This window comes from Pseudomonas sp. A, from assembly GCF_056270345.1.
In genome coordinates this window covers 4,929,799-4,948,321 of record NZ_CM149873.1, presented here as the reverse complement: position 1 = coordinate 4,948,321, position 18,523 = coordinate 4,929,799, and the positions used below count along the sequence as shown (strand labels likewise).

The window sequence follows — 18,523 nt, the reverse complement described above, 5'->3', positions numbered from 1 at the left end:
GATCAACGATCCTGCAGTCGATTATCCCCATCTCCGGCACGGCTATTGCTACAGCGCAGGCAACATACCGTTTTTATGACGGTCAGCCATGCGAGAGAGCACGATGCCCCAGGCCGCCCACCGTTCCCATGCCGCCGATCAGCGCGGGCACACCCCGCTCGAGCAGGAAAGCCGGCAGGGTCTTGAGCAGGCGTTCGCCCTGTTCGATCAGGTTTCCAGCCAGCTGAGCCAGTCCTACACCATGCTCGAGACGCGGGTCAGCGAGCTCAAGGGCGAGCTGGCGGTGGTCAGTGCGCAGCGCATGGCCGAGCTCGATGAGAAGGAGCGCCTGGCCAATCGCTTGCAGAACCTGCTCGACCTGCTGCCGGGCGGGGTGATCGTGATCGACGCCGAAGGGTGCGTGCGCGAAGCCAATCCGGCGGCCTGCGAGTTGCTTGGCGAGCCGTTGATCGGTATGCGCTGGCGCGAGGCGATCGCCCGCAGTTTCGCGCCGCGTGATGATGACGGCCATGAGGTCTCCCTGCGTGACGGGCGTCGCCTGTCCATCGCGACGCGCTCGCTGGATGCCGAGCCGGGTCAGCTGGTGTTGCTCAACGACCTGACCGAAACCCGCCGTATGCAGGATCAGCTGGCGCGGCACGAGCGCCTGTCCTCGCTGGGGCGCATGATCGCGTCCCTGGCGCATCAGATCCGCACGCCGCTCTCGGCGGCGATGCTCTATGCCAGCCACCTGGCCGAACCGCAGCAGGTATTGACGGACGAAACCCGGCTGCGCTTTGCCGGCAACCTCAAGGAGCGTCTCCACGAGCTCGAACACCAGGTGCGTGACATGCTGGTGTTCGCCCGCGGGGAATTGCCGCTCAATGACCGGATCAGCCCGAAGGCGTTGTTCCAGGCGCTGCAGCAGGCGGCTCATGCCCATGTCGAGGGGCATGCGGTGCGCTGGCAGTGCGACAGTCGTCTCGGGGAGTTGCTGTGCAACCGTGACACCCTGGTCGGCGCCTTGCTCAACCTGATCGAGAATGCCCTGCAGGCCAGTAGTGGGCCGGCGAAACTCAAGGTGCACCTGTCGCGTCGCGACGACAATCTGCGCGTGTGCGTCAGCGATGCCGGCAGCGGTATCGACGAGCAGTTGCTGGCGCGCCTGGGGGAGCCATTCGTGACCACCAAGGCGACTGGCACCGGCTTGGGGTTGGCGGTGGTCCAGGCGGTGGTGCGCGCGCACCGCGGCACCCTGCAGCTACGCTCCAGGCTTGGCCGTGGTACCTGTGTCACCGTGCTGCTGCCGTTGATCGACGGCCGTGGGGAGGTAAATCAATGAGCGTCAAGGTACTGCTGGTCGAGGATGATCGGGTTCTGCGTCAGGCGTTGGCCGATACCCTGGAGATCGGCGGTTTCTGCCACCGAGCCGTCGGCAGTGCCGAGGAGGCCTTGCTGGCGGTGGCTGAAGAGTCGTTCAGCCTGGTGGTCAGCGACGTGAACATGCCGGGCATGGACGGTCATCAACTGCTCGCCCAGCTGCGTCGACAGCACCCGCAGCTACCGGTGTTGCTGATGACCGCCCATGCGGCGGTGGAGCGGGCGGTGGAGGCCATGCGCCAGGGGGCTGTCGATTATCTGGTCAAGCCTTTCGAGCCCGCAGCGCTGAACGGCCTGGTGGCGCGTCATGCCGTCGGCAGCGCTGCCGGCAGCGATGACGAAGGGCCGGTGGCGTGCGAACCGGCCAGCCGGCAATTGCTGGAATTGGCGGCACGGGTTGCGCAAAGCGACTCCACCGTGCTGATCTCCGGTGAGTCGGGAACCGGCAAGGAAGTGCTGGCGCGCTACATCCATCAGCAGTCGCGGCGGGCGGACCAGCCCTTCGTGGCGATCAACTGCGCGGCAATCCCGGACAACATGCTCGAGGCGACCCTGTTCGGCCATGAAAAGGGCGCCTTCACCGGGGCGATCGCCGCCCAGGCGGGCAAGTTCGAGCAGGCCGACGGCGGCACGTTGCTGCTGGACGAGATTTCCGAGATGCCGCTCGGCTTGCAGGCCAAGCTGCTGCGGGTGCTGCAGGAGCGCGAAGTCGAGCGCGTCGGTGGGCGCAAGCCCATCGCCCTGGACATCCGCATCCTTGCCACGACCAATCGCGACCTGGTGGGGGAGGTGGCGGCCGGCCGTTTCCGTGAAGACCTGTACTACCGCCTTTCGGTGTTCCCCATGGCCTGGCGCTCCCTGCGCGAGCGTCCTGCCGATATCCTGCCGCTGGCCGAGCGCCTGCTGGCGCGCCATGCCCGCAAGATGCGCCATGCCCAGGTGTGCCTGTCCAGCGAGGCGCGGGCGTGCCTGCAGGCGTATGCCTGGCCGGGTAACGTGCGGGAGCTGGATAACGCCGTGCAGCGGGCGCTGATCCTGCAGCAGGGCGGTGTGATCGAGGCGGCGGATTTCTGTCTGGCTGGCGCCATTCCATTGTCGGCGCCGAAAGTGGCCACTATTGAGCCATTACCTGCTGAGCCGGTTGTCGAGGTTGGGGGGCTGGGCGACGACATGCGTCGTCATGAGTTCCAGATGATCATCGACACCTTGCGTGCCGAGCGCGGCCGTCGCAAGGAGGCTGCCGAGCGCCTGGGGATCAGTCCGCGCACCTTGCGCTACAAGCTGGCGCAGATGCGTGACGCGGGCCTGGATGTCGAGGCCAGCCTGTTCGGTTGATGCGTCGTTTTGAATGATTTTCGGGTTGGCTGGCACTCCTCTTGCTAGTTCCAACCCATTCGCTGCACGAGTGTCAAAAAAAGTGCGGCAGCCGGAGAGAGAAGTCCATGACCCAAGGTGTTGAATTCAATCGTCTGATGTTGGACATGCGTGCCATGCAGGCCGAAGCCATGTCCCAGCCCAAGGCTGTCGCCGCGCCTGAACTGGCGCCAGGCCAGAGCAGCTTTGCCGACATGCTTGGCCAGGCCATTGGCAAGGTGCATGAAACGCAGCAGGCCTCCTCCCAGCTGTCCAACGCTTTCGAGATCGGCAAGAGCGGGGTCGACCTGACCGACGTGATGATCGCCTCGCAGAAGGCCTCGGTGTCGTTCCAGGCCCTGACCCAGGTGCGCAACAAGCTGGTACAGGCGTACCAGGACATCATGCAGATGCCGGTATAAGGGCGAGAGTGAGTCATGGCCGAAGCAGTCGTCGATAACGCCCCCGCCAAGAGTGGTCCGCCAGCGGCCAAGCCGCCGCTGTTCGGCATGGCATTCCTGGAAAACATCTCGCAGATGCCCATGCTGCGTCAGGTCGGCCTGCTGGTCGGCCTGGCCGCCAGCGTGGCCATCGGTTTCGCCGTGGTGCTGTGGTCGCAGCAACCGGACTACCGGCCGCTGTACGGCAGCCTGGCGGGCACCGACACCAAGCAGGTGATCGATGCCCTGACCGCCGCCGATATCCCCTACCGCGTAGAGCCGAACTCCGGCGCCCTGTTGGTCAAGGCCGACGACCTCTCCCGTGCGCGCCTGAAACTGGCCTCCGCCGGTGTAGCGCCAAGCGATGGCAACGTCGGCTTCGAGTTGCTCGACAAGGAGCAGGGCCTGGGCACCAGCCAGTTCATGGAAGCCACCCGCTACCGTCGCAGCCTGGAAGGCGAGCTGGCGCGTACCGTGTCGAGCCTGAACAATGTCAAGGCCGCCCGCGTGCACCTGGCGATCCCGAAAAGCTCGGTGTTCGTGCGTGACGAGCGCAAACCCAGCGCCTCGGTGCTGGTCGAGCTGTACCCGGGCCGCGCCCTGGAGGCGGGCCAGGTCATGGCCATCGTCAACCTGGTGGCCACCAGCGTTCCGGAGCTGGACAAGTCCCAGGTGACCGTGGTCGACCAGAAGGGCAACCTGCTTTCCGACCAGTTGCAGGACACCGCCCTGACCATGGCAGGCAAGCAGTTCGACTACAGCCGCCGCATGGAAGGCATGCTCACCCAGCGCGTGCACAATATCCTCCAGCCGGTGCTGGGCAACGACCGCTACAAGGCCGAGGTGTCGACCGACGTCGACTTCAGCGCCGTCGAGTCCACCTCCGAGCAGTTCAATCCCGACCAGCCGGCGCTGCGCAGCGAGCAGTCGGTCAACGAACAGCGTGCCAGCAGCCAGGGCCCGCAAGGTGTGCCGGGTGCCCTGAGCAACCAGCCGCCGGCCGGCGCCTCCGCGCCCGAGAACGCCAAGGCCGCCGCCACGCCGGCCGGTGCCATCCAGCCTGGCCAGCCGCTGGTGGATGCCAACGGCCAGCAGATCATGGACCCGGCCACCGGCCAGCCGATGCTTGCGCCGTACCCGAGCGACAAGCGTCAGCAGAGCACCAAGAACTTCGAGCTGGATCGCTCCATCAGCCACACCCGTCAGCAGCAAGGTCGCCTGACCCGCCTGTCGGTGGCCGTGGTGGTGGACGACCAGGTCAAGCTCGACGCCGCCACCGGCGAAACCACCCGCACTCCGTGGGGTGCCGAGGACCTGGCGCGCTTCACTCGCCTGGTGCAGGACGCAGTGGGCTTCGATGCTAGCCGTGGCGACAGCGTCACCGTGATCAACGTGCCGTTCGCCGCCGACCGTGGCGACGAGCTGGTCGACATTCCGTTCTACTCGCAGCCGTGGTTCTGGGACATCGTCAAGCAAGTGCTGGGCGTGCTGTTCATCCTGGTGCTGGTGTTCGGCGTGCTGCGTCCGGTGCTCAACAACATCACAGGTGGCGGCAAGCAGGCTGCCACGGACAGCGACATGGAGCTGGGCGGCATGATCGGTCTGGATGGCGAACTGGCCAACGACCGCGTCAGTCTGGGTGGCCCGACAAGCATTCTGTTGCCGAGCCCGAGCGAGGGTTACGAGGCACAGCTCAACGCAATCAAGGGCCTGGTGGCCGAAGACCCGGGCCGCGTGGCCCAGGTCGTGAAAGAGTGGATCAACGCCGATGAGTGACAATCGAGCCATTACCGCCAAGCTGAGCCGCGTCGACAAGGCGGCCATCCTCCTGCTCTCGCTCGGCGAGACCGATGCCGCGCAGGTCCTGCGCCACATGGGGCCCAAGGAAGTGCAGCGGGTCGGTGTGGCCATGGCGCAGATGGGCAACGTCCATCGCGAGCAGGTCGAGCAGGTGATGAGCGAGTTCGTCGAGATCGTCGGCGACCAGACCAGCCTGGGCGTCGGTTCCGACGGTTATATCCGCAAGATGCTCAACCAGGCCCTCGGCGAGGACAAGGCCAACGGCCTGATCGACCGTATCCTGCTCGGTGGCAACACCAGTGGCCTGGACAGCCTCAAGTGGATGGAGCCGCGTGCCGTGGCCGACGTCATCCGCTACGAGCACCCGCAGATCCAGGCCATCGTGGTCGCCTACCTCGACCCCGACCAGGCCGGCGAGGTACTGAGCAACTTCGACCACAAGGTGCGCCTGGACATCGTCTTGCGCGTGTCGTCGCTCAACACCGTGCAGCCGGCGGCGCTCAAGGAACTCAACCAGATCCTCGAGAAGCAGTTCTCCGGCAACTCCAATGCCGCGCGCACCACCCTGGGTGGCATCAAGCGCGCCGCCGATATCATGAACTTCCTCGACAGTTCCGTGGAAGGCGCGCTCATGGACTCGATCCGCGAGATCGACAGCGACCTGTCGGAGCAGATCGAAGACTTGATGTTCGTCTTCAACAACCTGGCCGACGTCGACGACCGTGGCATCCAGGCGCTGCTGCGCGAGGTGTCTTCGGACGTGCTGGTGGTGTCGCTCAAGGGCGCCGACGAGCGGGTCAAGGACAAGATCTTCAAGAACATGTCCAAGCGTGCGTCGGAGCTGTTGCGCGACGACCTGGAGGCCAAGGGGCCGGTTCGGGTCAGCGACGTGGAGACGGCGCAGAAGGAAATCCTCACCATCGCCCGTCGCATGGCCGAGGCCGGCGAGATCGTGCTGGGCGGCAAGGGCGCCGAGGAAATGATCTGATCAGCGGGGCGACGCGGTCCCCTGTAGGAGCGGCCTTGTGCCGCGAAAGGGCAAGGCTGCCCCGACAATTTTGCGGTGACATCGATATCGAGGGGCTGCTTTGCAGCCCTTTCGCGGCACAAGGCCGCTCCTACAGGGGCGCGTTGGTTGCAGATGGCTTTTGAGTACCTGAAAACATGTCCACCACCGAACACCCCAGCGACCTGATCCGTGCCCGCGACCTCGAGGGCGTGGATGTGTGGGCGCTGCCCAGCTTCGACCCCGAGCCCGAGCCGCAACCCGAGCCGGAGCCTGAGGTTATCGAGGAAGAAGTCGAAGAGGTGCCGCTGGAGGAAGTCCAGCCGCTGACCCTCGAAGAGCTCGAGGCCATCCGCCAGGAGGCCTACAACGAAGGCTTCGCCACTGGCGAGCGCGAAGGCTTCCACAGCACCCAGCTGAAGGTTCGCCAGGAGGCCGAAGTGGCCCTGGCGGCCAAATTGGCCAGCCTCGAACAGGTCATGAACCATCTGCTCGAGCCCATCGCCGAGCAGGACACCCAGATCGAGAAAGCCCTGGTGCAACTGGTCGCCAGCATGACCCGCCAGGTCATCGGTCGCGAGTTGCGCAGCGATTCGAACCAGATCACCCACGTCCTGCGTGAGGCGTTGAAACTGCTGCCGATGGGTGCCGACAACATCCGTATCCACCTCAACCCGCAGGATTTCGAGCTGGCCAAGGCCTTGCGCGAGCGTCATGAGGAGAGCTGGAAACTGCTTGAGGATGAGTCGTTGCTGCCGGGCGGCTGCCGGATCGAGACCGCTCACAGCCGTATCGACGCGACCATGGAGACTCGCATCGAAAAGGCCGTGATGCAGTTGTTCGACCAGTCCCACGACCAGGCCCTGCATCCTGCTGCGCCGGATATATCCGTCGAGCTGGACGTGCCGGCGGGTGAAGCCGATGCGCCTTGACCGTACCAGCTTCGGCAAGCGCTTGGAGGGCTACGCCGACGCGGTGAAGCTGCCCGACCAGCCGATCGTCGAAGGGCGCCTGCTGCGCATGGTCGGTCTCACCCTGGAGGCTGAAGGCCTGCGCGCTGCGGTGGGCAGCCGCTGCCTGGTGATCAACGACGACAGCTATCACCCGGTGCAGGTGGAGGCCGAAGTCATGGGCTTTGCCGGCAGCAAGGTGTTCCTGATGCCGGTCGGCAGTATTGTCGGCCTGGCGCCCGGTGCCCGCGTGGTGCCGCTGGACGACAGCGGCCGCCTGCCCATGGGCATGAGCATGCTTGGCCGGGTGCTCGATGGCGCCGGTCGCGCGCTGGACGGCAAGGGTGGGATGAAGGCCGAGGACTGGGTGCCGATGGACGGCCCGATCATCAACCCGCTCAACCGTGATCCGATCAGCCAACCGCTGGATGTCGGTATCCGCAGTATCAATGGTTTGCTCACTGTCGGCCGCGGCCAACGCCTGGGCCTGTTCGCCGGTACCGGTGTCGGTAAGTCGGTGCTGCTGGGCATGATGACCCGCTTTACCGAGGCCGAGATCATCGTGGTCGGCCTGATCGGCGAGCGGGGTCGGGAAGTGAAGGAATTCATCGAGCACATCCTCGGCGAGGAGGGGCTCAAGCGCTCGGTGGTGGTCGCCTCACCAGCGGATGACGCGCCCTTGATGCGTCTGCGTGCGGCGATGTATTGCACGCGCATCGCCGAGTACTTCCGCGACAAGGGCAAGAATGTCCTGTTGCTGATGGACTCGCTGACCCGTTTCGCCCAGGCCCAGCGCGAAATCGCCCTGGCCATCGGCGAGCCGCCCGCCACCCGCGGTTATCCGCCGTCGGTGTTCGCCAAGCTGCCCAAGCTGGTGGAGCGGGCTGGTAATGGTGAACCGGGCGGAGGTTCGATCACCGCGTTCTACACGGTGCTGTCCGAAGGCGACGACCAGCAGGACCCGATCGCCGATTCGGCGCGGGGCGTGCTCGACGGCCACTTTGTGCTGTCCCGGCGCCTGGCCGAGGAAGGGCACTACCCAGCCATCGACATCGAGGCCTCGATCAGCCGGGTCATGCCCCAGGTGGTCGACCCCGATCACCTGCGTCAGGCGCAGAAGTTCAAGCAGCTGTGGTCGCGCCTGTCGCAGAGTCGCGACCTGATCAGCGTCGGCGCCTATGTGGCTGGTGGCGATCCGGAGACGGACCTGGCCATCGCCTTGCAACCCAGGCTGGTGGACTTCCTGCGCCAGGGTCTGGATGAAAACGTCGGCATGGCGCAGAGCCGTGAAGAACTGGCCGCGGTGTTCGCGCCGCCGGCGGGCTGATAGGCCATGGCCCAGCCCAGCCGAGCGGCACGCCTGGTGCCGGTGGTGGACATGGCCGAGGAGGCCGAGCGCAAGGCTGCCCAGCGCCTGGGGCATTTCCAGAGGCTGCTCAGCGATGCCCAGGCCAAGCAGGCCGAGCTCGAGAGTTTTCGCGAGGCCTATCAGCAGCAGTGGATCAATCGCGGCAGCCAGGGGGTCGACGGCAACTGGCTGGTGAACTACCAGCGCTTCCTTGGGCAGTTGGAAGCGGCAATGACCCAGCAGCGCCAGAGCATGGCCTGGCACCAGAACAACCTGAACAACGCCCGTAACACCTGGCAGCAGGCCTATGCCCGGGTCGAAGGGCTGCGCAAGCTGGTCCAGCGCTACCTGGACGAAGCGCGCCGGGCTGAGGACAAGCGCGAGCAGAAGCTGCTCGACGAGCTGTCCCAGCGCCTGCCGCGCCAGCATATACCTTATTGATTTAGCAGGGACCTGTGGGAGCAACTGTCTTGCTCAATTTTTAGAGTCTGGCGCGATCCCTGTGGGAGCGGGCTTGCCCGCGAACACGGGCGAAGCCCGTGCCATCCACCACGGTGTCGGCTTCGCGGGCAAACCCGCTCCCACAGGGTGTGTGCTGGCCAGGCAATCGCGGTTCTCTGCGCGACAGCCCTGCACGGGGGCAACCCAGGTCCACCACCTTGCACCTGCCGTCAGCGCCTGCTAAACCTTCAGAAGTCGCATTCGCCATCATCGAAGGAATCGCTCGCATGGCAGTCGAAACTGATTTTTCACAGGATGGGAAAAAGCTGACGATCAAGGTCAAGGGTCGTTTCGATTTCGGCAAGCACCAGGAATTCAGGGATGCCTACGAGCGCCAGCGCCCGCGTCCGGACTCCGTGGTGGTCGACCTGAAGGAGGCCACGTATCTCGACAGCTCGGCGTTGGGCATGTTGCTGCTGCTGCGCGACCATGTCGGTGGCGAGGATTCGGATATCCGTGTGGTCCATGCCAGCCCTGATGTGCGCAAGATCCTGGCGATCTCCAACTTCGAAAAGCTGTTCGACATCAGTTGAGCGTGGCCATGTCCGCCGATCAGCCGTTGACCGTGCTGGTGGCCGAGGACGGCGCCGCGGACAGGCTATTGCTGGCGCAGATCGTCCGGCGCCAGGGGCATGAGGTGGTCACTGCCGAGAACGGCGAGCAGGCGGTGGCGCTGTTTGCCGAGCGGCGGCCGCAACTGGTGCTGCTCGATGCGCTGATGCCGGTGATGGATGGCTTCGAGGCGGCGCGGCGGATCAAGGCGCTGGCCGGCGAGGCGCTGGTGCCGATCATCTTCCTGACCTCCCTTAATGAAGAGGAGGGGCTGGTACGTTGCCTGGAGGCCGGGGGCGACGATTTCATGGCCAAGCCCTACAGCGCCGTCATCCTGGCGGCGAAGATCCGAGCCATGGACCGCTTGCGTCGCCTGCAGGCGACGGTGCTGGAGCAGCGCGACCAGATCGCCCGCCATCACCATCACCTGCTCAACGAGCAGCGGGTGGCCAAGGCGGTGTTCGACAAGGTCGCCCACTCCGGCTGCCTGGGTGCCTCGAACATCCGCTACCTGCAATCGCCCTACGCGCTGTTCAATGGCGATCTGTTGCTGGCGGCGTTTACCCCTTCGGGCGACATGCATGTGCTGCTGGGGGATTTTACCGGCCATGGCCTGCCGGCCGCGGTCGGCGCCATGCCGCTGGCGGAGGTGTTCTATGGCATGACCGCCAAGGGCTACGGCCTGGTCGAAACGCTGCGGGAGATGAACGCCAAGCTCAAGCGCATCCTGCCTGTGGACATGTTCTGTTGTGCGCTGTTGCTCAACCTGAGTTTCCAGCGAGAAACCGTGGAGCTCTGGAACGGTGGCATGCCGGATGGCTATCGGTTGTCGGCGCAAGGCGAGGTGCTCGAGGTGTTGCCTTCGCGTCACCTGCCGCTGGGCATCCTGCCGCCCGAGCAGTTCGACGATACCACCGAGGTGAGGCCGCTTGCGGCGGGGGAGCGACTGTTCCTGCTGTCTGATGGCGTGGTCGACACCGGGGATGCCCGGGAATGCCTGTTCGGCGTCGAGCGTCTGTTGGCGGTGCTGGCGGCTAACCGCGATCCGGTGGTGTTGTTCGACGAGGTCATGCAGGCACTGGCGGGCTTCGGCGGCCAGTCTCGTGACGATATCAGCCTGTGCGATATCCGCATGCTGGCGCCTGAACATGCAGTACCGCAGGCGGTGGTTTACTCCGACAGTGGTCGTTCCAGCCCGTTGGACTGGTCGATGCAGTTCGAGTTGCGGGGCCAGAGCCTGGGGCGTTTCAACCCGGTTCCTTATCTGGTACAGCTGTTGCAGGAAATTCACGGTCTCAGGCCCAGCAGCGGCAAGTTGCACAGTGTGCTGAGCGAGCTGTACTCCAATGCGCTGGAGCATGGTGTGCTGGGGCTGGACTCGGCGCTCAAGCGCGACGCCGAAGGCTTCGCCGAGTACTATCGCCAGCGCGCCGAGCGCCTGGGGCGAGAGGTGCACGGCAGCGTCGGTATTGCCCTGCGGGTGGAACCTCAAGGTGCGGGTGGGCGTCTGATCATCGAGGTCCGCGACAGCGGCGCGGGCTTCGACGTGGAGCGCCTGTCGGCCGCCACGCCAGTGGAACAGGGCTTCAGTGGGCGAGGGGTGGGCCTGGTGCGGCGGTTGGCCGGCAATGCCCAGTGGTTGGAGGGTGGACGCTTGGCGCGCGTGGCGTTTCAATGGTGAGCCGGTTTGCGCGGCTCGGGCCTAATCAGGCTTGATCAAGGAGTGAACAAGTGGCGGACATGCATATTGATCAGAAGGTGCTGAGTGACTTGCGGGAGGTCATGGAAGATGGCTACCTGCAGTTGCTGGAAACCTTCCTGGAAGACTCCGAACGGCGGCTGAAGCAGCTGCTCGAGGCCAAGGATGCCGACGAGCTGGGTCTTGCCGCACACAGTTTCAAGGGCAGCAGCAGCAATATGGGGGCCGTGGGCCTGGCCAAGCTGTGTCAGCAGCTCGAGGAGCGAGTGCGTCAACAACCCTTGTATGGCATCGAGGACCTGATCAACCGCATCGACCAGGAGTACCTGGAGGTCCAGCGCTTCTACCGTGGCGAGCGTCAGCGAATCGCCGCCGAGTAAAGCTGGCGCGAGTTTTGCTTTTCTTCGCACAGATGCACTTTACCAGTTCTGCCGCGGAGACCTTTCAATGCCTGTCGCATCCAATCCATTGTTGCAAGCCGGCCTCGTCAATACGGCGTCGCGCCCGGCTGCCGGAGTGGCGGACAAACCGCTGCAAGCCCCGGCCAGCCAGGGCGGTGGCTTCGACCAGGTCATGGCTCGGCAGGGTCGCGACAATACCCCTTCCCGTGATGTCAAGGTTGCCAAGGATACCGCTGCGGCCAAGCCCAAGGAGCAGGCAGCCCCCGCCAATGGCGGCAAGCCGGCGGATGCCAGCAAGCCAGCGGTTGCCGATGACGGCAAGAACTTGCCTGCGACGGCTGAAGCCAAGCCGGTCGGCGAAACGGACGAGTCGGCTGATAGCAGTAATACTCCCTCCCTCGATGCCAATCTGGTGGCAGGGCAGATCACCAATGCCCAGGCCGGCGCGCAGTTGATCCAGGCCCAGGCCGAAGCGGTCGCGCCGGTTTTGCAGGCGGCGGTGCAGACGCCGCAACCCGCCGTGCCGGCTCCGCCGGTCGGTGAGGAGGTCCTCAAGGACGCAAACTTCGATCCGGAGGCCGACCCATTGGCCGATATGCCGACCTTGCGTCTGGCGTTGGAGCACGAGGCCCAGGCCAAGGGCACGACTTCGGCGCATGCCGCCAGCGCGCGCCCGGAAAATGGCCAGGTACCGGCCGACCCGGCCGCGACTGCCGTCAATACCTTGGCGAATGTGACAGAGAAGGCCGAGTCCGAGGCCGGGCACTCCGAGCGTGGTGACAAGGCGTTCGCCGGGCTGATCGACGATGGCCTCAAGGACATCAAGGAAGCCAGCAGCGACACGCGTGTGGATGACTTCGCCAATCGCCTGGCAAACCTGACGCAAGCGGCGACGCCCAAGACCGCCAACGCCGTGCCGGTAGCGCCGAACCCGCTGCAGCAGCCGCTGGCGATGAACCAGGGGGCCTGGACCGAAGGCCTGGTGAATCGGGTCATGTACCTGTCCAGCCAGAACCTGAAGTCGGCGGATATCCAGCTTGAACCTGCCGAGCTGGGTCGCCTGGACATTCGTGTCAATGTCGCGGCGGATCAATCCACCCAGATTCACTTCGTCAGCGGTCACGCCGGGGTGCGCGATGCCCTCGACAGCCAGGCCTACCGTTTGCGCGAGCTGTTCGCCCAGCAAGGCCTGGCGCAGCCGGACGTCAGCGTGGCCGATCAGTCCCGCGAGCAGCAGCAACAGCAGCAGGCGCAGCAGGGTGGGTCGAACCTGTCCGGCGTCGCGGCGAGGCGCGCCGAGGCGGCCGGGGAGGGCAGCGAACTGGCCGATGCCGCGCATCCCGTCGAGCAGCAGACGGTGATCGGCAGCAGCATGGTCGACTACTACGCCTGATCTTCCCCCCGGCCCTGGCCATGCCCCGTCGGGCGGGTACTTTCCCGCGACGGGGCTGGTACTTTCCGACTCGGGCAGATTTGGCATAACACTTGCTCAAGCCACGTCATCCTTCCTTGAAACCCCGATGGACGACGGATTATTGGCATGGCGAAGAGTGACGCAGTGAAAGACCCCGCCACTAAAGGCAAACTCAAGTTGATCCTGCTGCTGGTGCTGGCCCTGCTCCTGGCGGTCGGCCTGTCGGTAGGCGCTACCTGGTTCTTCATGCACAAGAGCGAGTCGGCGCCAGCGCCTGACGCCGCGCAGAGCAATGTCAAGCTGCCGGCGATCTACGAGCCGCTGGCACCGGCCTTCGTGGTCAACTTCAACCAGAATGGCCGCCAGCGCTACATGCAGGTGAGCATCACCATGCAGGGGCGCAGCCAGGCCGATCTTGAAGCGCTCAAGGTGCACATGCCGGTGATCCGCAACAACCTGGTGATGATGTTCTCCGGCCAGGGCTTCGACACCCTTGCCGCCAGCCCCGTCGGGCAGGAGATGCTGCGCCAGAAGGCCACCGCGGTGGTGCAGGAAGTGGCGCAGAAGGAAGTCGGCAGGCCGGTCGTCGACCAGCTGCTGTTCACCAATTTCGTATTGCAGTAGGAGCACATAGATGGCCGTGCAGGACCTGCTGTCCCAGGATGAGATCGACGCCCTGCTGCATGGGGTGGACGATGGGCTGGTACAAACCGAGAGCGCTGGCGAGCCCGGCAGCATCAAGAGCTACGACCTGACCAGTCAGGACCGTATCGTGCGGGGTCGCATGCCGACCCTGGAAATGATCAACGAGCGTTTCGCCCGTTATACCCGTATCAGCATGTTCAACCTGCTGCGTCGCTCCGCCGACGTGGCGGTGGGCGGCGTGCAGGTGATGAAGTTCGGCGAGTACGTGCACTCGCTTTACGTACCCACCAGCCTCAACCTGGTCAAGATCAAGCCGTTGCGCGGTACCGCGCTGTTCATCCTCGACGCCAAGCTGGTGTTCAAGCTGGTGGACAACTTCTTCGGTGGCGACGGGCGTCACGCCAAGATCGAGGGTCGCGAGTTCACCCCGACCGAGCTGCGCGTGGTGCGCATGGTCCTGGACCAGTGCTTCGTCGACCTCAAGGAAGCCTGGCAAGCGATCATGCCGGTCAACTTCGAGTACATCAACTCCGAGGTCAACCCGGCCATGGCCAACATCGTCGGCCCCAGCGAGGCGGTGGTGGTCTCGACCTTCCACATCGAACTCGATGGCGGTGGCGGCGACCTGCACGTGACCATGCCCTATTCGATGATCGAGCCGGTGCGCGAAATGCTCGACGCCGGGTTCCAGTCCGACCTGGACGACCAGGATGAGCGCTGGGTCAAGGCCCTGCGCGAAGACGTACTGGACGTCAACGTGCCGGTGTCGGCCACGGTCGCCCGTCGCCAGCTGAAGCTGCGCGACATCCTGCACATGCAGCCGGGTGACGTGATTCCGGTGGAACTGCCGGAGCACCTGGTGCTGCGCGCCAACGGCGTGCCGTCGTTCAAGGCGCGGCTGGGTTCGCACAAGGGCACCTTGTCGCTGCAGATCATCGACCCGATCGAACGCCGCTGACGGCGTGCCGGTCGCTCCAACGTATTGAATGCCTGTCGAGGAAATCATGGCTAACGAAAACGAGATCAACTCTCCCGAGGAACAGGCCCTGGCCGATGAGTGGGCTGCCGCCCTGGAAGAGACCGGTGATGCCGGTCAGTCTGACATCGACGCACTGCTGGCAGCCGACGCCGCTTCGGCCGGCGCCGGCCGCCTGCCAATGGAAGAGTTCGCCAGCTCGCCCAAGCCCAACGAGCATGTCAGCCTCGAAGGCCCCAACCTGGACGTGATCCTGGATATCCCGGTGAGCATCTCCATGGAAGTGGGCAGCACCGAGATCAGCATCCGCAACCTGCTGCAGCTCAACCAGGGCTCGGTGATCGAGCTCGACCGCCTGGCCGGCGAGCCGCTGGACGTACTGGTCAACGGCACGCTGATCGCCCATGGCGAGGTGGTGGTGGTCAACGAGAAGTTCGGCATCCGCCTGACTGACGTGATCAGCCCCAGCGAACGTATCAAGAAGCTGCGCTGAGTGAAGGGCATGCTGCGGAGCGTCACAGCCTTCGGTGCGTTGCTGGTCAGCGAGGTGGTGATCGCCGCCGCCGAGCCTGCTGCTGCCTCGACGGCGACGCCCGGTGGAATGGGCGCGCAGCTGGCGCAAACGGTGATCGGCCTGCTGCTGGTGGTGGGGCTGATCTTCTTCCTGGCCTGGCTGCTGCGACGCATGCAGGGCAGCGCGCAGCAGGGCGCCCAGGTGATCGAGGTCATCGGCACCCGGGCCATCGGTCCGCGTGATCGGCTGCTGCTGGTGCAGGTCGGCAAGGAGCAGATCCTGATCGGCCATACCCCCGGCAGCATCGAGGCCCTGCACGTGCTGGCCGAACCCGTGGATGTGCCCGCCTCGGCGCGCCAGGCCACGCCGGAATTCGCCCAGCGGCTGCTCGAGCTGATGGGCAAGGACCAGAAGGACAAGAAGTGATGAGCGGCGCAGTGCGCTTTCTGTTGACCCTGGCGCTGCTGCTGGCCGCGCCGCTGGCCCTGGCCGCCGATCCGTTGTCGATTCCGGCCATCACCCTGTCCAGTGGGGCGGACGGGCAGCAGGAGTATTCGGTCAGCCTGCAGATCCTGCTGATCATGACGGCGCTGAGCTTTATCCCGGCGTTCGTCATCCTGATGACCAGCTTCACCCGCATTATCATCGTTTTCTCGATCCTGCGTCAGGCCCTGGGTCTGCAGCAGACTCCTTCGAACCAGTTGCTTACCGGCATGGCGCTGTTCCTGACCATGTTCATCATGGCGCCAGTGTTCGATCGGGTGAACAAGGACGCCTTGCAGCCCTACCTGGCCGAGCAGATGACCGCCCAGCAAGCGATCGACAAGGCCCAGGTACCGTTGAAGGACTTCATGCTGGCACAGACCCGGCAGAGCGATCTCGACCTGTTCATGCGCCTGTCCAAGCGCACCGATATCGCCGGGCCCGACCAGGTGCCGCTGACGATCCTGGTGCCGGCGTTCGTCACCTCCGAGCTCAAGACTGCGTTCCAGATCGGCTTCATGATCTTCATCCCGTTCCTGATCATCGACATGGTGGTCGCCAGCGTGCTGATGGCCATGGGTATGATGATGCTGTCGCCGTTGATCATCTCGCTGCCGTTCAAGATCATGCTGTTCGTCCTGGTCGATGGCTGGGCGCTGATCATGGGCACCCTGGCCGGAAGTTTCGGCGGTGTCTGACGCCGTCAAGGAGAGCCTCGCATGACACCTGAAGTCGCCATCGACCTGTTTCGCGAAGCGTTGTGGATGACCACCATGATGGTCGCCATCCTGGTGGTGCCGAGCCTGCTGGTGGGCCTTGTGGTGGCCATGTTCCAGGCGGCGACGCAGATCAACGAACAGACCCTGAGCTTTCTTCCGCGCCTGCTGGTGATGCTGGTCACGCTGATCGTCGTCGGTCCGTGGCTGACGCAGAAGTTCATGGAGTACTTCATCGGCCTCTACACCAGCATTCCGCAGCTGGTCGGTTGACGCCACGATGCTGGAATTGACCGACACGCAGATCGGCACCTGGGTCGCCACCTTCATCCTGCCGTTGTTCCGGGTGACCGCCTTGCTGATGACGATGCCGATCATCGGCACCAAGATGCTGTCGGCCCGGATACGCCTGTACGTTGCCGTTGCCATCACCGTGGTGATCGTGCCGGCCCTGCCACCGCTGCCTGAAATCGACCCGTTGAGCCTGCGTGGCGTGCTGTTGTGCGCCGAGCAGGTGATTGTCGGGGCATTGTTCGGTTTTTCCCTGCAGTTGCTGTTCCAGGCCTTCGTGGTCGCAGGGCAGATCGTCGCGGTGCAGATGGGCATGGCCTTCGCCTCCATGGTCGATCCGGCCAACGGCGTCAACGTCGCGGTTATCGGTCAGTTCATGACCATGCTGGTGAGCATGCTGTTCCTGCTGATGAATGGCCACCTGGTCGCGTTCGAGATACTCACCGAGAGCTTCACCACGTTGCCGGTGGGGCACGCGCTGGTGGTCGATCATTTCTGGGAAATGGCCGGGCGCATGAGCTGGGTGCTGGGGGCCGGGTTGTTGTTGATCCTGCCGGCTATCGCCTCGCTGCTGGTGGTCAACATCGCCTTTGGCGTGATGACCCGCGCCGCCCCGCAGTTGAACATCTTCTCCATCGGTTTCCCGCTCACGCTGGTGCTGGGCATGGTGATCTTCTGGATCGGCCTGGCCGATATTCTTTCACACTATCAGGCACTGGCCAGCGAAGCGCTGCAGTGGCTGCGTGAGCTGGCACGGGCGCGCTGAACATGGCGGAAAGCGAAAGCGGTCAGGACAAGACAGAGGAACCCACCGACAAGCGCAAGCGCGACGCGCGGGAAAAAGGTGAGGTCGCCCGCTCCAAGGAATTGAACACGGTGGCGGTGACCCTGGCTGGCGCCGGGGGACTGCTGGCCTTTGGTGGGCACCTGGCTGAAGAATTGATGGCGCTGATGCGCATGAACTTCAGCCTTACCCGCGAGGTGGTGGTGGACGAGGGGAGCATGGCGGCGTTCCTGCTGGCCTCGGGCAAGATGGCCATCTGGGCGGTGCAGCCGGTGCTGATCCTGCTGTTCGTGATCGCGTTCGTCGGCCCGATCACGTTGGGCGGCTTCCTGTTTTCCGGAAGCCTGCTGCAGCCCAAGTTCAGTCGCATGAACCCTTTGTCGGGGATCAAGCGCATGTTTTCGATGAATGCGCTGACCGAGCTGCTCAAGGCACTGGCCAAATTCTTCGTGATCCTGATCGTGGCACTGGTGGTGTTGGCCGGGGATCGCCAGGCACTGCAGGCGATTGCCAACGAACCGCTCGAGCAGGCGATCATCCATTCGGTTCAGGTGGTGGGTTGGAGCGCGTTGTGGATGGCGGCTGGGTTGTTGCTCATCGCTGCGGCCGATGTGCCGTTCCAGCTGTGGCAGACCCACAAGAAAATGAAGATGACCAAGCAGGAAGTGAAGGACGAGTACAAGGACAGCGAGGGCAAGCCTGAGGTCAAGCAGCGTATTCGCCAGCTGCAGCGCGAGGCGTCGCAGCGCCGGATGATGGCGGCGGTGCCGGATGCTGATGTGATAATTACCAACCCGACCCACTATGCCGTGGCCTTGCAGTACGACCCCGAGAAGGGCGGCTCGGCGCCGCTGCTGGTGGCCAAGGGTACCGATTTTGTCGCCTTGAAGATGCGGGAGATCGGGGTCGAGCATAACGTGCAGATACTTGAGTCGCCGGCCCTGGCGCGGGCTATCTATTACTCTACCGAGATGGAGCAGGAGATTCCGGCGGGGTTGTACCTGGCGGTGGCGCAGGTGTTGGCCTATGTGTTCCAGATTCGGCAGTATCGGGCGGGCAAGGGGAAGGCGCCGGAGCCTTTGAAAGAGGATTTGCCGATTCCTGATGATTTGCGGCGGGATAGTTGAGTTGAGTTGAGTTGAGTTGAGTTGAGTTTGGTTGTGGTTGTGGTTGTGTTGAAAGTTGTATGTGCATTCATTTGTGATGTCGACGCTTATTCACCTTTCCGCCCTTACGGCGGGTAACTTTTTGAAGGATCAAAAAGTCACCAAAAAATCCTCGCTCCATTCAT

General features: G+C 64.2%; 20 protein-coding genes. All 20 read left to right on the top strand.

Features of this window, described 5'->3' with window-relative positions:
• The first annotated feature begins 103 nt into the window (after window positions 1-103).
• A complete protein-coding gene (locus AC0MAZ_RS22115) occupies window positions 104-1,321 on the top strand; it encodes a sensor histidine kinase (RefSeq protein WP_475861476.1) in 1,218 nt (405 codons plus the stop codon).
• A complete protein-coding gene (locus tag AC0MAZ_RS22110; RefSeq protein WP_475859174.1) occupies window positions 1,318-2,694 on the top strand; it encodes a sigma-54-dependent transcriptional regulator in 1,377 nt (458 codons plus the stop codon). The genes AC0MAZ_RS22115 and AC0MAZ_RS22110 overlap by 4 nt, the downstream gene beginning before the upstream one ends.
• Before the next feature lie 107 nt (window positions 2,695-2,801).
• Entirely contained in the window at window positions 2,802-3,134 is a 333-nt protein-coding gene (fliE, locus tag AC0MAZ_RS22105) for a flagellar hook-basal body complex protein FliE (RefSeq protein WP_050706674.1), read from the top strand.
• Between the two features lie 15 nt (window positions 3,135-3,149).
• Complete coding sequence (fliF, locus tag AC0MAZ_RS22100) at window positions 3,150-4,928, top strand: flagellar basal-body MS-ring/collar protein FliF (protein ID WP_050706673.1); 1,779 nt, start codon at window positions 3,150-3,152, stop codon at window positions 4,926-4,928.
• Window positions 4,921-5,940 carry a flagellar motor switch protein FliG gene (gene fliG, locus AC0MAZ_RS22095; RefSeq protein ID WP_023631000.1) on the top strand — a complete coding sequence of 340 codons (1,020 nt, stop codon included), beginning with the start codon at window positions 4,921-4,923 and terminating at the stop codon, window positions 5,938-5,940. Before fliF ends, fliG begins: the two co-directional genes overlap by 8 nt.
• Before the next feature lie 176 nt (window positions 5,941-6,116).
• Window positions 6,117-6,890, top strand: coding sequence for a flagellar assembly protein FliH (fliH, locus tag AC0MAZ_RS22090; protein ID WP_254463830.1), 774 nt, complete (start codon window positions 6,117-6,119; stop codon window positions 6,888-6,890).
• Window positions 6,880-8,235, top strand: coding sequence for a flagellar protein export ATPase FliI (gene fliI / locus AC0MAZ_RS22085; protein ID WP_203651647.1), 1,356 nt, complete (start codon window positions 6,880-6,882; stop codon window positions 8,233-8,235). Before fliH ends, fliI begins: the two co-directional genes overlap by 11 nt.
• 6 nt (window positions 8,236-8,241) lie before the next feature.
• Complete coding sequence (gene fliJ / locus AC0MAZ_RS22080) at window positions 8,242-8,697, top strand: flagellar export protein FliJ (protein ID WP_475859171.1); 456 nt, start codon at window positions 8,242-8,244, stop codon at window positions 8,695-8,697.
• Window positions 8,698-8,984: 287 nt separating this feature from the next.
• Window positions 8,985-9,290 (top strand): STAS domain-containing protein, encoded by a 306-nt coding sequence (locus AC0MAZ_RS22075; protein WP_232856532.1) that lies wholly within the window; start codon window positions 8,985-8,987, stop codon window positions 9,288-9,290.
• Between the two features lie 8 nt (window positions 9,291-9,298).
• On the top strand, window positions 9,299-10,990 hold the full coding sequence (locus AC0MAZ_RS22070; protein WP_475859169.1) for a SpoIIE family protein phosphatase: 1,692 nt from the start codon (window positions 9,299-9,301) through the stop codon (window positions 10,988-10,990).
• A 50-nt stretch (window positions 10,991-11,040) separates the two neighbouring features.
• Window positions 11,041-11,388, top strand: coding sequence for an Hpt domain-containing protein (locus AC0MAZ_RS22065; protein ID WP_254463829.1), 348 nt, complete (start codon window positions 11,041-11,043; stop codon window positions 11,386-11,388).
• A gap of 67 nt (window positions 11,389-11,455) precedes the next feature.
• On the top strand, window positions 11,456-12,802 hold the full coding sequence (locus AC0MAZ_RS22060) for a flagellar hook-length control protein FliK (protein WP_475859167.1): 1,347 nt from the start codon (window positions 11,456-11,458) through the stop codon (window positions 12,800-12,802).
• Between the two features lie 147 nt (window positions 12,803-12,949).
• The gene (gene fliL / locus AC0MAZ_RS22055) at window positions 12,950-13,447 is read left to right on the top strand and encodes a flagellar basal body-associated protein FliL (protein ID WP_050706666.1); all 498 of its coding nucleotides are present in this window, start codon (window positions 12,950-12,952) and stop codon (window positions 13,445-13,447) included.
• A 10-nt stretch (window positions 13,448-13,457) separates the two neighbouring features.
• The gene (gene fliM, locus AC0MAZ_RS22050; protein ID WP_050706665.1) at window positions 13,458-14,426 is read left to right on the top strand and encodes a flagellar motor switch protein FliM; all 969 of its coding nucleotides are present in this window, start codon (window positions 13,458-13,460) and stop codon (window positions 14,424-14,426) included.
• Between the two features lie 46 nt (window positions 14,427-14,472).
• A complete protein-coding gene (fliN, locus tag AC0MAZ_RS22045) occupies window positions 14,473-14,937 on the top strand; it encodes a flagellar motor switch protein FliN (protein WP_050706705.1) in 465 nt (154 codons plus the stop codon).
• Window positions 14,938-14,946: 9 nt separating this feature from the next.
• Complete coding sequence (gene fliO, locus AC0MAZ_RS22040; RefSeq protein WP_267967042.1) at window positions 14,947-15,384, top strand: flagellar biosynthetic protein FliO; 438 nt, start codon at window positions 14,947-14,949, stop codon at window positions 15,382-15,384.
• Complete coding sequence (fliP, locus tag AC0MAZ_RS22035) at window positions 15,384-16,139, top strand: flagellar type III secretion system pore protein FliP (protein WP_186714830.1); 756 nt, start codon at window positions 15,384-15,386, stop codon at window positions 16,137-16,139. Before fliO ends, fliP begins: the two co-directional genes overlap by 1 nt.
• Window positions 16,140-16,160: 21 nt before the next feature.
• Window positions 16,161-16,430 carry a flagellar biosynthesis protein FliQ gene (gene fliQ / locus AC0MAZ_RS22030; RefSeq protein ID WP_050706662.1) on the top strand — a complete coding sequence of 90 codons (270 nt, stop codon included), beginning with the start codon at window positions 16,161-16,163 and terminating at the stop codon, window positions 16,428-16,430.
• 7 nt (window positions 16,431-16,437) lie between these two features.
• Window positions 16,438-17,214, top strand: coding sequence for a flagellar biosynthetic protein FliR (gene fliR, locus AC0MAZ_RS22025; RefSeq protein WP_198742974.1), 777 nt, complete (start codon window positions 16,438-16,440; stop codon window positions 17,212-17,214).
• 2 nt (window positions 17,215-17,216) lie between these two features.
• Window positions 17,217-18,359, top strand: a complete 1,143-nt coding sequence (gene flhB, locus AC0MAZ_RS22020) for a flagellar biosynthesis protein FlhB (RefSeq protein ID WP_475859163.1) — start codon at window positions 17,217-17,219, stop codon at window positions 18,357-18,359.
• The last annotated feature ends 164 nt before the right edge of the window (window positions 18,360-18,523 follow it).